Here is a 14,306-nt window from a genome sequence, read left to right as displayed (position 1 = left end):
TGGACATGCGAGATGGCCTGGAAGGCGTCAAGATAGCGATCATCGGCCTGGGGTATGTGGGCCTGCCGCTCGCCGTGGAGTTCGGCAAGTGCTACCCCACCCTGGGTTTCGATATCAATACCCAGCGCATCGCACAGCTGAGTGACGGGCTCGATACCACTCTGGAGGTGGAGCCCCAGCAGCTGCGCCAGGCCAGCCAGCTACGCTTCACCTGTGATATGGCCGCGCTGCGCGAGGCCAGCGTCTACATCGTCACCGTGCCTACCCCCATTGACAGTCAGCACTGCCCGGACCTGACGCCGCTGATCAAGGCCAGCGAGACCATAGCGCATGTGATATCCCGGGGGGATATCGTCATCTACGAATCTACCGTCTATCCGGGCGCCACCGAGGAGGTGTGCATTCCGGTGGTCGAAGCGGCCTCGGGCCTGACCTACAATGTCGATTTCTTCGCCGGCTACAGCCCCGAGCGTATCAACCCCGGCGACAAGGAACACCGCATTACCACTATCCGCAAGGTGACCTCGGGGTCGACGCCCCAGGTGGCGGACTTTGTCGATGATCTCTACGCCTCGATCATCACCGCCGGCACCTTCCGGGCGAGCTCCATTCGCGTGGCCGAAGCGGCCAAGGTCATCGAGAACACCCAGCGAGATGTGAATATCGCCCTGATCAACGAGCTGGCAATGATCTTCAATCGCCTGCATATCGATACCGAGGAAGTCCTGCAGGCGGCCGGCACCAAATGGAACTTCCTGCCCTTCCGACCCGGCCTGGTAGGCGGCCACTGCATCGGTGTCGACCCCTACTACCTGACCCACAAGGCGCAGCAGGTTGGCTACCATCCGAGGTGATCCTCTCGGGGCGGCGCATCAACGATGGCATGGGGGCCTATGTGGCCGGCCAGCTGGTCAAGCAGATGATCAAACAGTGCATTCAGGTGCAGGCCGCCCGGGTGCTGTTGATGGGTTTGACCTTCAAGGAAAACTGCCCGGACCTGCGCAATACCCGAGTGGTCGATATCATCCACGAACTGGCTGACTTCAATGTCACGGTGGATGTGTTCGACCCACACGCCGACAAGGACGAGGCCCTGTTGGCCTACGGGATCCAGCCCCTGGACCAGCCCGAAGAGGGCGTTTATGACGCCGTGATCCTGGCCGTATGCCACCGGGAGTTTCATGATCTCGGCATAGCCCGGATTCGCAGCTGGGGAAAGGCCGAGCATGTACTCTATGATCTCAAATACATGCTGGGGAATGGGGATGCCGACCTGCGGCTCTAACGCCCAGCTGATGCACCACGGTTAGTGCGATAAGAACGGAAGCATGGGTTACGGCGCCCTACCGTGCCTATACTGCCTGAGGTAGTCGAAACGTTATGAATCAAGCGAACAACAGTGGAAGCGCCATGCACTCGGTTGTCAAATTTCGTCGGCTCGCAGGGAACCGAAAACGGCTGCTATGCGAGGCTGCTATGCTGCTGCCGGCCGCGTGGTTCCTGGTCCGCGCCTTGCCGTTTCGCTGGTGGTCGAGCCGGCTGGGCACCTCGGTCCCCGGCGAAGCCGACCCCGCCCAAGCCGCGTACGACGCCCGCGCTCGGGATATTACCTGGCCCTCAAGGCCATCAACCGCCGCGCCGGCGGCCGCTTTACCTGCTTGATGCTGGCCATGGCGGCGCAGTGGATGCTGAATCGACGCGGCATTGCCAGCAGCCTGGTGCTGGGCACCTGCAACGAGCTCAACGACCGGCAGGAGATGGATTTCAAGGCGCATGCCTGGCTGCGAGTAGGCAACCACGTCGTGCTGGGCCAGCACGACGGCCGTTTCACTGCCCTTACAAGCTTTATCAAAACACCCGGGCACACCGCCTCCGACCGCTCGGCATAATAACCTCACCCTGAAGGAGCGACCATGAACCTGGACACCCGAGTCACGCGCCAAGACGAGCCACTCTCCTCCCAAGTCGATGACGAACTGGTGATCTTCAGCTCCAAGAACGGCATGTACTACGGCACCCAAGCCGTCGGCAAGCGTATCTGGTCGCTGATCGAGCAGGAAACCACCATCGCCGAGATCCGTGATCGACTCCTGGAGGAGTTCGACGTGGATCGCGAGACCTGCGAGCGCGAGGTCGTGACTTTTCTCGACCAGCTCCAGCAGGAGGACTTGATCAAACTCAGTTAACGCCGCTGTTCATGCATCCGCTCAGGCATCCACTTCCCGGTAATGGTGTGCCTGCCGGCTGAACAAATCGCAGTACATCCCCTCCTGCCGGATCAGCTCGTCGTGGGTGCCCTGTTCGCGGATCACGCCTTGGTCCAGCACGTAGATGTAATCCGCCATGCGCACCGTCGATAGCCGATGGCTGATCACCAGGGCGGCTCGGTGATCGATGCGCTCACGGAAGTTATCGAACAGCTCGAACTCCGCCCCCGGGTCCAGCGCACTAGTCGGCTCGTCGAGAATGATCACGCTGGAGCGATGCATAAAGGCCCGGGCCAAGGCAATCTTCTGCCACTGCCCGATGCTGATCTCCTGGCCGTCGTCGAACATCCGGGTGAGGGGCGTATCGTATCCGGCCTTGAGCCCCTGAATAAACGGATCCGCACCGGCCTTGACCGCCGCCGCCTCGACCGACGGCGTGTCGACCGGCTGGCGAATATCTCCGAAGCGGATATTCTCCCGCGCCGTGGCGGCAAAACGCCCGTAGTCCTGGAAGATCACGCTGAACACCCGGCGGTACTCTTCAAGGCCATACTCGCGGATGTCCACGCCGTCCAGGGTGATCCGCCCCGAGGTCGGATCGTAGAGGCGACAAAGCAGCTTGATCAGCGAGGTCTTGCCGGAGCCGTTGGCACCGACCAGGGCCACGATCTGCCCGGGGCGAATACGCAGATTGATATCACACAGCACCGGCTTGTCGGTGCCGGGGTAGCTAAAACCGATCTGCTCGAAGCGGATGCCCTCATGCATTGGCTCCGGCACCGGCAATGGGCGCACCGGCTCGGCAATTGCCGGACGAATATCGAGAAACTCGAACAGCAGCCCTACGTACAAATGATCCTCATAGAGCTGTGAAAGCTGCCTTACCACCTCCTGCCCCATCGACTGGGCACGCTGGAAAATCAACAGGAACAGCACTAGATCACCGACGCTGTTGCGTCCTAGCGAGGTCTGCCACGCCAGATAGGCCAAGGCACCAAAGAACGCTAGAGTGGCGATACTCGCGACGACCAGCTCGACCTGTGTGCGTCGCTGGGTGATACGCATGCGCTCCCGCCGAATCACACCACGCAAATCGGAATAGCTTTCGCGCAGGTAATCCCCCAACTGATTGAGCGCAGCTCCTTGGCATTGATATCGGAGGTCATCAGCCAATCCAGGTAGCCGGCCCGCCGTTCCATCTGCGTGCGGTGGTGCTGCCATTCGTAGAGGTGGCGGGTGAAGTGCAAGCGCACCAGCAGCGCCGGCACGATAGCGATCAATAGCACGGGCAGCAACAGCCAGTTGATGGTGATGATCAACACCACAATGGCGGCCAGCATCAAGCCGTTCTTGACTAGCAGCATCAGGTTGCCGACGACTTGCACCGGCCGCTGGTTACCCGCCTGGCGCGCCCGCTGCAGCGTGTCGTAGTAGCGCGGGCTTTCGTAGAAGGCCAGGTCCGCCCTCACCGCTCGGGCATGCATTTCCCGGTCGATATGGTCCGCCACCAGCAGCCCCTGCGCTTCCCTGGCGAGGCCCGACATGGCTCGCGACACCAGATAGGCCAGCGAACACCCCCCGGTCAGAGCCACGTACCACAGCACCGAGCGGATGCCTTCGGTGGGGGCCTCGCTACCCAGCTGTTGGGTCACCACATCTACCAGTTGCTTGAGCATAAAGAGCACCGCCAACCCGAAGACCACCTCCAGGGCCATCAGCAGGGCGCTGAGAACCGTCCACTTGCGGCTACTGTGCCACAAGAGTGGCAGAATGCGGCGCAGGGTGTTGAGTGGTGCGGTAAGCTTGGCAAGCTGGGACATACCCTCTCCTGGTTGTGGTAGCAATCAACGCCTGGATGAAGCAAGACGTCGAGACAGTTCTCGCCAAGGACGAAGTGGGCGATAGAGCCACTGCCTGCCGACCGGCAAGGGCCAGTCGCGATAATCTGCGTAGCTGGGGCGAAAGATTCGTAACCAACCAAAAAACTTCCAGCGAAGCCAATGCCAGCGGTTCGTTTGCCAAGCGAAGGAAAAATCAGGTGTGACTCTAGACCTACTCAGCGCCTGCTCCACCTCATAGTCACCCTCAAGTGCCGCCAGACAAGACCCTAACAATTGTCTACCATGAGCCGACATCGGCTGGCTGCCTGGGTTAGGAGACGCCAATGCCTTGTACAGTTCCAGTGTAGCTTTGACAGTTTCAGTCAAGTTCCTCTTTTCTGCACAGGCATAGACGTCATTCAAATCAAAAGAGGGATGCCGTTGAATCGCATCAAGATCCACCAACCAATGCAAATGAGACCAGTGGTGTTTGGTATGATGCAGGCAGATATAGACAAACAGTTCAGCCGTGGGCATGACGGGTATTTCAACATCCCCAAATGCAACGAACTCAGCAGTCGACAGGAGCTCCTCAGTGTTGTAAATCGTCCCAGTATTATCGATACGCTGATGAAACTCCACCACCACTCCCTGAGGTGACATCAATGTGATAACCCCTTGGACACGACCGAGAAAGGCAAGACTCGTGCGATCCGTTTCCAACCCCTTCGGGTCATGCGGGAGATACCCCTTATCCAGGGCAACTTCGAGCAATTCTACCATTCGATTGCGCGGTAAAAGAACATCGATATCGCGGGAAAAGCGCACAACTGGATCATCATAGTAGCGCGCCGCCAAACTATACCCCTTGAAGAAAAGGTGAGAAATACCGAGTGGCTGCAGTAATTCTTGGACCAGTTTTCGCTGGGCAGAAATCGCCAATAGGTTATGCTGGACCACTCCTATGCATTGACACTTCATGGCTTTCAGCTGATCTAGCGGCAGGTTTTCCGGTGCCAGTCGGCGCAGGTGCTGAAATATCAGCGGCAACACAAAGCGCCGTTGAGCCTGGCGGGAAACCTGCGTCCAGTCGTCGATCTGCTGGCAAAGCGTCAAAGCCGACTTTTCCTGCTCCATCGAAAGCTCAAGGCGGGATAGCAGGATGAGAAGTTGCAGCGAAGGGGAAAATGAAGCAGGGGAAGAAGATATGGACAGCATGAGAAGACAATCCTTATTCTTGATGGATCCGAATCGCTGGACTCAGGAAAACTCGCCACTAAGGAATCACTGAACAATTGATCACCTGGCCTGTGAAGCTGCCCGAGAACGATTTTCTACTCCAGCATCTTGTTTGAGGCCACCATGAAGTGGCCTCTACGGCTCGGCAGCCTTGCTATTCGGATCAGCCGTTGCCACGGCACGATGGCATCTAGTAAGTATCCCCCGGCAAAGCCGGGGGCTTTATTTTGTTAGCCCCTCAAAGGGGCAAGAACCTGAGCCGCCTGAAGGCGGCAGCCTCACATGCCGAACTTTAGTTGGTCATAATGCTCGTCAGTTCTTTCCTGATTACGGATGTAGGCTCTGACCATCGCCTCATCAAGCCCGACTGTTGAGACAAAATAGCCTCTTGCCCAAAAGCTCTCACCTGTGAAGTTGCGAGTTCTTCCCATGAAGTTCCTGGCTATCGAAATGGCGCTCTTCCCTTTGATATAACCAACCACATGCGACACGGAGTGCTTTGGCGGAATGCTGATGCACATGTGAACATGATCTCGCATCAGGTGGCCTTCTACGATCTGGCATTCCTTCTGCCTGGCCAGCTCATGAAAAACCTCACCAAGGTGCTTGGTAAGCGCCAATAAATCGACCCACTTGCCTTAGCGGTATTGAGCGACCGTTTTTGAAGCCGGCTCCAGATCCACATTCCAGGGCAGCAAGGCTTCCAGCTTCTCGACGGTATCGGCCCCGGCTATGTGTGCCAGCACGTGGTGGATGTAGGCCGAAGGCTCCAGCTCATTGGCCTTGGCGGTCTCGATCAGTGAGAAGCAGGTGGCACTGGCCTTGGCGCCTTGTGAGGTATCGGCAAACAGCCAAGCCCTTCGACCCAGTGCGAACGGACGGATGGCGTTCTCGGCCAGGATATTGCTGATCTGCAGGTCACCCCGCTCGCAGTAACCCACCAGGTAATCCCACTGGTTCAGCGTGTACTCCATGGCCTTGCGGGTCAGGGAGCCTTTCAGGACCTTTCCGACGTTGGTTTCCAACCAGGCCTTGAACGCCTTCAGTTGGGGCAGGCTCTGGGCCTGACGAATGCGGTGGCGCTCGGCATCGGTCAGGTCCTTGATCCGACGTTCGATCGCGTAGAGTTTCCGGATATGGCCCAGGGCCACATCGGCCTTGGAGACCTTGAGGTTCTGGCCCTTGCCTTTTTTGCTGGCCGGTGCCGCCTTGGCGGCTTCGACGAACTTGCGTCGGGCGTGATCCCAACACCCGATCCGGATGATGTCGTTATCACGGCACACCTGCCCGTAGCCGGAGTAGCCATCGGCTTGCAGGATGCCGCTGAAGTCATCGAGCAACCGCACCGGCACACTGCCCGCGCGTGACGGATCGTAGTCGAACAGCACCGTGGGTTGCCCGGGTGGGCCACCCCGGGTGACCCACATCCACTTATCCGACTGCGCCGTCTTGCCCTCTTCCTTGAGTACCTGGATCCGGGTTTCATCGGCCTGGAGGTAGTCGCTGCCGTTCTGTGCCTCACGCATCAGGTGGATGAGCGGTTTGAACACGCCTTCCAGACGGATGATCCAGTTTGCCATGCTGGTGCGGCTAACCTCATGACCCAGCCGGCCCAGCATCTTCTCCAGGCGATACAGCGGCAGGCCATCGGCGTATTTGGAGGTAATGAGGTAAGCCAGCAGCGAGGTGGTGGCCACACATTTGCCCAGGGGGTGAAGCGGGCGGGTGGCGGTAAGGATGCGCTCTTCTCCATCCTGTTCGAACACCGCCTTTTCCTGCCAGTACTCGAGCACTTTCAGCTGGGCCGGGATGAACTGCAGCTCTTCCTTGACCTTGGTGAAGAAGGTCTTGCTGGCCCCGACCTTTTCTTCGTCGCTGAGCGTCAGTTCAATTCGCTCGCGCAGCAACTTGTCGGAGAAGCCCCGTTGACGACGCTTGCGGGTGGAACGAGGGACATCTGCCTCTTCGACAGCCTCGTAATAGAGTACAAAACCGTTGTCTTCCCACATCAGGCACTTGATCTTGTTCCGCTGCCGGTTGGTGAACGCGTAGAGGGCCCCGGTAAAGGGGCTGTGGCCCAGCTCCTGTTCGATCAGCAAGGCCAGGCCGTTGGCCTGTTTGCGGAAATCAATCGGCGCCCGGTACAGGTAAATCTCCGGCAACGCCAGTGACGGGCGCAGGTACCGGTGACGCATCACAGCTGCCTCAGCACCGCGCCCAGCAACTCGATATTGCCGGCGTGCAGGCCAGTGATCGACACGCCGCCAGGCAATGACACGGTCAAACCGTCTGTGGCGGCCACGCCAGAGACCGGTGCCACCCTGGCAAATCCAGTGACTGTGGACGTCTCATTCGGGTAATGCCCCGAATCTGTCAGCTTCTTGCGCCAATAGACAAACCGGTGGTAGGTCAGCGAGTGTTGTTTGCAGTAAGCGATTCCGGACAGGCCAGAGGCTTGCCAGTCCCCGATTTGCTGTTGCCAGAATCGCTCACGATCGGCACTGCTCATACGGATTTCTCCCTTCAATGAGAGAATCAGTGTGTCCAAGCAGAGCCCCGGAATACAGGTGCCGATTTATTGGCGCTTACGGTGCTTGCGTATGCCACCGAAAATCACTTTCTTTCGCTTTTTCGGTATAAAAACAACATGATACCTGCAATTCCATGTTGTATGGGCAAGACTCTGGTACTCTCTCATTGGGAACATCCTATCTCTTGGCGGAGACTGGAGGTTCCCTTTGACCGCAGCACACGGTCAAACCTCGGGTAGTCCCCCGGCAAAGCCGGGGGATTACCTTATTTATTTAGGACAGGAACCGCTGTCTATCCAATCGGACAACTTGACAACTGCAGTTCTTGAACTGATACCGGGGTCACGGTAGCCGATCAATACAAGTTACGGGCTTCTTGCGGGCAGATAAACTGTTGGAAAATGAAAAGGTTAGCCTCTATCATGAGACCTGCCCATAGCCAATCAAGAAGCAGGATTGCCATAACGCCTTGCCAATTTCCTGAATAACTTCATTATTTTTATCTTTGCCCCCTGATACGCTCCGTATGTCACCTTTGGAACTCCTCCCCACTTTTTTTCCATAAGATCATTTTTCAGGGTCTGGTTTTTCGACCCTGCCCCTCTCCACTCCTTTTCTTTTTTCAAATCAACTGACATCCTTTTTAAATCATCTCTATGCAGATGAACAGAATCCGGTGTGAACGCTCCCTGCAATCCAGCCTTTTTCATGCTCATGTGAAAATCCATATGCCCACCACTGAAAAAAATATTCTCGTCCCACATCACCTTGTCAAAGCAGTGTCTTTTTAGAACGATCAGTCCTCTGACATAATCAGCATAAGCAAATCTGTCTTCATCACTTTTCAAGTACTTCCACTTATCGTCCCTTATCAGCCTCACTACGGGAGGCTTACCTCCCTTCCGAAAACTTATCAAACCCGAGCGTATTCGTACATCCCCTGATATCAGACCCTTTCCACCTCCAATCTGCCTCTCGACATCAGCACAGTAATCGATATGCTTATTATTTTTCAGTATTCTCAGTATTTTTCTAATATCAAACTCTCCACCCAGTTCAAAATCATCATCAGCCCTAAGAACGAATACTTCATCTTGCAAGGATTGAACCAGCCTGTTCTTTGCTATGGAAACGGGAACCACTTGATCCCAAACAACCACATGATGCCCCTCATTTCTCAGATCATCATAGAGTTTTAACTTCCAGTCATCCAGAGGCTGTTCATCACCAATATAAAAACGATAGTCCAAACCAGAAAAAGAAAGTTTCACCGATTCAATCAACCAAAGTAGGGACTTCCTGCTGGGCGACGTTTTCACAACGATTGCAATCTTGTCATCCATTTACGAAGACTCCTTCGTCAAGGTTAGCTTCATAACAAATATCAAAGACCAAAACATAGAATTGACATCATCATTGTTAGACAATCAATCAATCATGCCAATTAATTCGTTCGATTAACTTGTGCCTCAGAAACCTGGCATAAGGAACAGATATATGGTGACGATCTCGATACATCAGATATCCTTCGAAAACAGTGGGGCAGATATCCTCTGCGCACAACATATCGGATAAATCGACAACGTTAATGAGGTCCTCATAATCACCAGCAGGATCAGTATCAAGCAAGGCATCCGCCTTAGACTTGGAGCACAAGGAGGCATGTTGTCGATTTTTTGCAATACAGGTTGGAACATCAAAATCGAACCAAGGGTTATCTCTGATTCCAACAATCGGTATACCTAGAACTCTCAGTTTCTCCCACTGCTCTACATATCCTTCAGGAACATATTCCACACCGTTTCTGCCATCAGCTCGCGTCGAGTTTGTCACAACGACAGCGGGATTGATTGAGGAAATCACTTCCAGCACCTTTTCATTCCACGCAATGCAGGAGCTGTCGGAAGATGGTAACACTCCCAGCGAGCACGCACTTTTAGTTATGTTGATGATTTTAATAGAATTGGATTTTCCGACTTCCGACAGTGCCGGCAGCCATTGCACCGCATGAGACCCCCCACTAGAGCCATCACAGTCTGAGCCTCCAAGTCACCGAACTCACATACTCTCACCTCAGAGGCGGTTCTTGTCTGATGGCAGTCGTCATCATAAGGGCTAGGTAAGTTTCTATGCGTAGACATCAGCTCTTCTTTAGAAATCATGCTTGCATCACCTTGTAAATAAATTGCGTCTCCTAGATAAGGCTGGATATCCGTGCTGCGCCATAATTCCGCATTTTTATTCTGCGTCGATATAAGATGCTCTCTCCATGTAAAACCTGATGCAAATACAGGGAGGAAAAATACCAAACCTACCAGCCATGATGCCAAAACCTTATTTCCGCTCATTGCCTTGAAGGGGGCTTCGATCACCATGGTCGTCAAGAAGGCCAGGACAAAAGAGGCTGCAATGATTGCCAGACCTGCAACAGCTCCAATTTCTGTGCTGCCTGTATGATGCTGAAAGAAAACGACGAGCGGCCAATGCCATAGATATATGGTAAAGGAAACCCCTCCGATCGCAACCATCACCCTACTGGACAGAAGCTGATGCACTATTCCACCACTTTGGCTGTGGTGAAATCCCGACACGATAAGAAAAATCGCAGACATGACAGGAATCAAGGCAACATAGCCAGGATAAGAGAAACTAGCAGGGATGATGGCGCCACCAAGAAGCAGCCCAGACAATCCGGCGGCAGCCAATATTGAAGACGTTTTGCGTTCGACCTTTAGCCAAGGAATGACGATAGCTACCAACGCTCCTGCCAAAAATTCCCAAGCCCGAGTTGCAGGGTTGAAATATGAGGCTTCTGGGCTAACGCTAGTAAAATAAATAGAACAGGCTAACGAAGTTATAAAAACAATAAAAACAGGAATAAAAACCGACTCTCTCAAGCACACTAAGTATCGAGAAAGATAAACACCGAAGCCGATCAGGAATGGAATGAGAGCATAGAATTGTATCTGAATGGACAAGGCCCAGAACTGCTGTACCGGACTAGCCGGGGTGTCAGCCGCCAAGTAATCCACGGACTTCCTTATCAATTGAAAGTTTTCCAGATGTACTGCGCTGGCAATGACTTCATTGATGAACTCAAGCCAGAAAGGGGAAGGAAGAAAGAAATAAGCCATAACCATGGTACTTAAAAGTACCACATATGCCGAAGGTGAAATCCTTTTGATGATTCTTCCCCAAAACTGGAATGGCCTGATCTCCCCCTCTGTAACATACTGCTTCAATATCAGGCTAGTCATCAAGAAACCGGATACGACAAAAAAAACGTCCACCCCTCCTGAAACTTTACCCCCCCATATATGATAAACAAGAATCAAAATCGCCCCAGTGGCTCTAATACCCTGTATGTCGCTACGATACTGGGAATAGTTATATTGACAAGCACGTTTATCTTTCACAGGATAGCCCACTCCCTATCTGTCAACGTATTTGCACCTAATTAAATCAAGAGGTGATCAAGCACTACGAGATAATGGCCTGCCTCAAACAAGGGAAGAACGGTGTGAGAGCCAATGTATCCAGCACCACCAGTAACCAAAATAGTCACAGCTCAAATCTCCAGATGTTGACAAATGGAAGACAACATCTCCTGGTTGACTTTCTTCACATCATAAAGCTCTTCAACTCGCTTTCTGGAGTTCATGCCCATGGCAGACAATAAATGAGGCTTTGTAATCATGTTTTCCATAGCAGAAGCCAATGCTTTCGAGTCACGTGGCTCTACGAGTAGCCCATTGAGACCATGAACGACTGGTCCCCGGCAGCCAGGAACATCAGACGTTATGACAGGGCGACCACAGCTCATAGCTTCCAGAATGGCTCGTGAAGTACCTTCCCGATACGATGGCAAGACAAACACTGTAGAACTCATCAAAAGGGGAACAACATCACTTAACGGCTCCTTAATGTCAACAAAATCACTTTTTTTCCAGGCTTCTACCTCATACAGCCCCACGGAACTTGTAAGGTTGATGTCATGCGCCCCAACTAGAATAAAATGAATATTGGGGTATCTTGGCTTGAGAAGCCGCGCTGCTTCAACAAACTCATACACCCCTTTTTCTTTTACCATCCTGGCCATACACAAAAAGATAAAGGGCTCGAACGATATGGCAGAAAAGGGATACTCGGATAGATTGACGCCTGAACCGTTGACAACCTTTTTATCAAATCCAAGCCTATCGGATAATGAAAAGATCAAACCATGTCTCAGCTCACTCAAGTCATCAGAATTTTGGAAAAAGAAAACATCACTCAGCAATGATGACAAACCGTAACAAAAAATTGAAAACCTCTTTATCATTCGAGCCTTTAACTTATCAGCTGCAAATGCATAGCCCAGCCCAGTCACTAGACAAAATACTTTATTGACACCAGCGGCCTTTGCCGCCACAGCACCAAAGATAATGGGCTTTACTGCATAACAGAAGACAGAACCAGGAGACACCTCCCGCACGGCTTTGAGCAAGCCGAATAATTGTTGGAAAAAAACCAGCGGATTTAACGAGTGCCTGTCAAGGTCATACAAAAAAATAGGAATCCCAAGCTCGCGCACTTCTTCCATATAGTCATAGCGAGGAACCAGTGCTGCGACATTAATCCCTTTTTCTTTCATTGAGATTATTAGATCACCACGATTGTGGATCAAAGACCTTGAGTTAGCAGCCACAAATAGAACATCTACCCTTGCAGGCTCACTTTCCTGATATTGCATGGACTAATACCCTCGCTCCAGAAACACCTCTGTTGGAAGGCTTCCATTGTCCAACCAACTCTCAAGATTATATGAAAATATCTCAATGGCTCTCTCCAACCCGGCTGGCGATATACCGGAAATATGCGGTGTGATAATGAGATTATTCTGACTCCATAATAGCGAATCTTCCGGAAGCGGCTCCTGATTGAAAGCATCGAGAGCCACTCCTTTCAAGCGCCCTGATTTTAAAGCAACAATCAGTGCCTTTTCATCAATGACCTCTCCTCTAGAAACATTTATCAAAACACAGCCTTTTTTTATTTCATTAAAGACATTATGATTGAACACCCCCTTTGTTTCCTTCGTCAAAGGGGCCGCAACAACAATATAGTCAGCAAAAGGCACCCTAGATAACAAACACTCTTGTGGGTAGACTGAATCAAAGTAATCGAAACTTCTACCACTTCTAGAAATGCCCTCAACGTTCATTTCAAGAAACTTGCAAATCCGGGCTACTTCCCTTCCAATCTCTCCCGTTCCAAATATCAGAACTTGACTTTGAAACAACATCGAAAGCGGCTCGCGGTGCCACGCTCTATGATGCTTTCGCTCTTGCCACAGAGCAATATTCTTCGAGTAAAACAGCATCATACTAAGCACATATTCCTGCATGGCAATACCATGAACACCACGAGAACAACTCACTCTAAACTTGTGGGCATTGCCAACAGAGCTCAACCTATTTACCAAGACATCAACCCCCGAGGTCAGAACATGCAACCACTTGAGGCTTTCTCCCGAAAAGCTCAAATAATTCAAAACATCATCGTGCTGATGTCCAACGATCACCTCGGGGTCGACTTTCCTTAAGTCATCACCAGTATTACAAACAAAAATATCTACCTCTATTCCTTTTTGTGCGAGGGACTCTTCGATTATTTCTTTTACAATCTCATTTCTATTGGAATCAACACTGACACCAATTCTTATTCTGCATGTTCTCATGATCTTCCATTTCCAGGCAAATCAACACCATCATGACTTTTATTATATGTTCGAACTAACTGCCTGTATACGATGCTGGCAAGTACACGGTGATTGTGTTCTAACTCAACGTTTCCTGCCTGGTGCCAGTAACACTCACTATCGCGAAGCTTCGTGATCTCCGATGGAAAATCCAGCCACTCACACAGTTCTGTAGAAGAAGCTGCCCCACCATGAAAGGCGCGGGATAGAATCACCCATTGAGACCCCAGCCGCACATGCTCACCAAGAACGGTTTCCGCCGGAAGCTCTCCTTGGCCAATGCGTGCGATACCGCCCACGCCCCAGGATATCCCTGCCCGATTGAGCAGCTCGGCACTTGGGTCCAACAACTTGGCCGCCATCGGTTCGAACAAAAAGTCTAGGCCCATCCCCAACGCCAGGTCATTCAAGCCGAAATGCACCTCGTCATGGCTAGGGGTAAGCAGGGATATCCAGTCGGGCAGTCTCACCAGAGCCTGGGGGGTTTCCGCCAGAAAGGAGACGGGTACCCGCCCACTCACCATGTCAAGGAAGCATGCAACTTCATCCCGGCTGGTGAACATCGGAAGCATCAAGCGCTGGGCGCCGTGGTAGAGGGCGGCATTGATCTCTTGAAACGTCCCGGAATGCAGCGGATTAAGGCGAACCATAAGTTCAGCTTGCCTTAATACACTGGGAAACTGCTGCAATCTCATCGAGACTATGAGCTGCCTTATGCGTATCAAGGTGTCCTTGTCGCTCGGACTTCCCTATTACCTCCTGGTCCATG

Annotated in this window: 12 protein-coding genes and 6 pseudogenes; 3 read left to right on the top strand and 15 right to left on the bottom strand. The window is 52.6% G+C overall.

From position 1 onward, the window contains the following. The first annotated feature begins 5 nt into the window (after positions 1 to 5). From tviB to Q427_RS12580, 3 genes and pseudogenes are all read left to right on the top strand, one after another. Positions 6 to 1,285, top strand: a pseudogene (gene tviB, locus Q427_RS12590) (Vi polysaccharide biosynthesis UDP-N-acetylglucosamine C-6 dehydrogenase TviB). Between the two features lie 178 nt (positions 1,286 to 1,463). Next, positions 1,464 to 1,889 (top strand): lasso peptide biosynthesis B2 protein, encoded by a 426-nt coding sequence (locus tag Q427_RS12585; protein ID WP_043514339.1) that lies wholly within the window; start codon positions 1,464 to 1,466, stop codon positions 1,887 to 1,889. A 24-nt stretch (positions 1,890 to 1,913) separates the two neighbouring features. Further along, positions 1,914 to 2,186 (top strand): lasso peptide biosynthesis PqqD family chaperone, encoded by a 273-nt coding sequence (locus Q427_RS12580; protein WP_043514337.1) that lies wholly within the window; start codon positions 1,914 to 1,916, stop codon positions 2,184 to 2,186. A gap of 21 nt (positions 2,187 to 2,207) precedes the next feature. On the opposite strand, the gene Q427_RS28855 is transcribed toward Q427_RS12580, so the two are convergent. From Q427_RS28855 to Q427_RS12530, 15 genes and pseudogenes are all read right to left on the bottom strand, one after another. Further along, positions 2,208 to 3,272 carry an ABC transporter ATP-binding protein gene (locus Q427_RS28855; RefSeq protein WP_051496335.1) on the bottom strand — a complete coding sequence of 355 codons (1,065 nt, stop codon included), beginning with the start codon at positions 3,270 to 3,272 and terminating at the stop codon, positions 2,208 to 2,210. A gap of 14 nt (positions 3,273 to 3,286) precedes the next feature. Next, positions 3,287 to 4,027: an ABC transporter ATP-binding protein gene (locus tag Q427_RS32245; RefSeq protein WP_051496334.1), complete on the bottom strand. Its 741-nt coding sequence runs from the start codon at positions 4,025 to 4,027 to the stop codon at positions 3,287 to 3,289. Positions 4,028 to 4,051: 24 nt separating this feature from the next. Continuing rightward, the gene (locus tag Q427_RS12570; RefSeq protein ID WP_043514335.1) at positions 4,052 to 5,245 is read right to left on the bottom strand and encodes a nucleotidyltransferase family protein; all 1,194 of its coding nucleotides are present in this window, start codon (positions 5,243 to 5,245) and stop codon (positions 4,052 to 4,054) included. 299 nt (positions 5,246 to 5,544) lie between these two features. After that, a pseudogene (gene tnpA, locus Q427_RS12565) lies at positions 5,545 to 5,880 on the bottom strand (IS200/IS605 family transposase); the annotation flags it as partial. Between the two features lie 24 nt (positions 5,881 to 5,904). Continuing rightward, a pseudogene (tnpC, locus tag Q427_RS12560) lies at positions 5,905 to 7,203 on the bottom strand (IS66 family transposase); the annotation flags it as partial. Between the two features lie 24 nt (positions 7,204 to 7,227). Continuing rightward, positions 7,228 to 7,461, bottom strand: a pseudogene (gene tnpB / locus Q427_RS34010) (IS66 family insertion sequence element accessory protein TnpB); the annotation flags it as partial. Further along, positions 7,461 to 7,775 carry an IS66 family insertion sequence element accessory protein TnpA gene (tnpA, locus tag Q427_RS12555; protein ID WP_043514331.1) on the bottom strand — a complete coding sequence of 105 codons (315 nt, stop codon included), beginning with the start codon at positions 7,773 to 7,775 and terminating at the stop codon, positions 7,461 to 7,463. The pseudogene tnpB and the gene tnpA (Q427_RS12555), both read right to left, overlap by 1 nt. An 84-nt stretch (positions 7,776 to 7,859) precedes the next feature. Next, positions 7,860 to 7,964 (bottom strand): annotated as a pseudogene (locus tag Q427_RS34005) (IS200/IS605 family transposase); the annotation flags it as partial. A gap of 276 nt (positions 7,965 to 8,240) precedes the next feature. Beyond that, positions 8,241 to 9,140, bottom strand: a complete 900-nt coding sequence (locus tag Q427_RS12550) for a hypothetical protein (RefSeq protein ID WP_043514329.1) — start codon at positions 9,138 to 9,140, stop codon at positions 8,241 to 8,243. A gap of 88 nt (positions 9,141 to 9,228) precedes the next feature. Next, positions 9,229 to 9,801, bottom strand: a complete 573-nt coding sequence (locus Q427_RS31310) for an SGNH hydrolase domain-containing protein (protein WP_231613668.1) — start codon at positions 9,799 to 9,801, stop codon at positions 9,229 to 9,231. Continuing rightward, on the bottom strand, positions 9,738 to 11,213 hold the full coding sequence (locus tag Q427_RS12545) for an acyltransferase family protein (RefSeq protein ID WP_197030620.1): 1,476 nt from the start codon (positions 11,211 to 11,213) through the stop codon (positions 9,738 to 9,740). Before Q427_RS12545 ends, Q427_RS31310 begins: the two co-directional genes overlap by 64 nt. 50 nt (positions 11,214 to 11,263) lie before the next feature. After that, a pseudogene (locus Q427_RS31305) lies at positions 11,264 to 11,362 on the bottom strand (NAD-dependent epimerase/dehydratase family protein); the annotation flags it as partial. Between the two features lie 3 nt (positions 11,363 to 11,365). After that, positions 11,366 to 12,529 (bottom strand): glycosyltransferase family 4 protein, encoded by a 1,164-nt coding sequence (locus Q427_RS12540; protein WP_051496333.1) that lies wholly within the window; start codon positions 12,527 to 12,529, stop codon positions 11,366 to 11,368. Positions 12,530 to 12,532: 3 nt separating this feature from the next. Continuing rightward, positions 12,533 to 13,516, bottom strand: coding sequence for a D-2-hydroxyacid dehydrogenase (locus Q427_RS12535; protein WP_051496332.1), 984 nt, complete (start codon positions 13,514 to 13,516; stop codon positions 12,533 to 12,535). Next, positions 13,513 to 14,232 carry an aldolase/citrate lyase family protein gene (locus Q427_RS12530; protein WP_197030618.1) on the bottom strand — a complete coding sequence of 240 codons (720 nt, stop codon included), beginning with the start codon at positions 14,230 to 14,232 and terminating at the stop codon, positions 13,513 to 13,515. The genes Q427_RS12535 and Q427_RS12530 overlap by 4 nt, the downstream gene beginning before the upstream one ends. Between the last annotated feature and the right edge of the window lie 74 nt (positions 14,233 to 14,306).

This window comes from Halomonas sp. BC04, from assembly GCF_000568385.1.
Note: the sequence above shows the minus strand (reverse complement) of the source record. Positions and strands in the feature narration are given on the sequence as shown.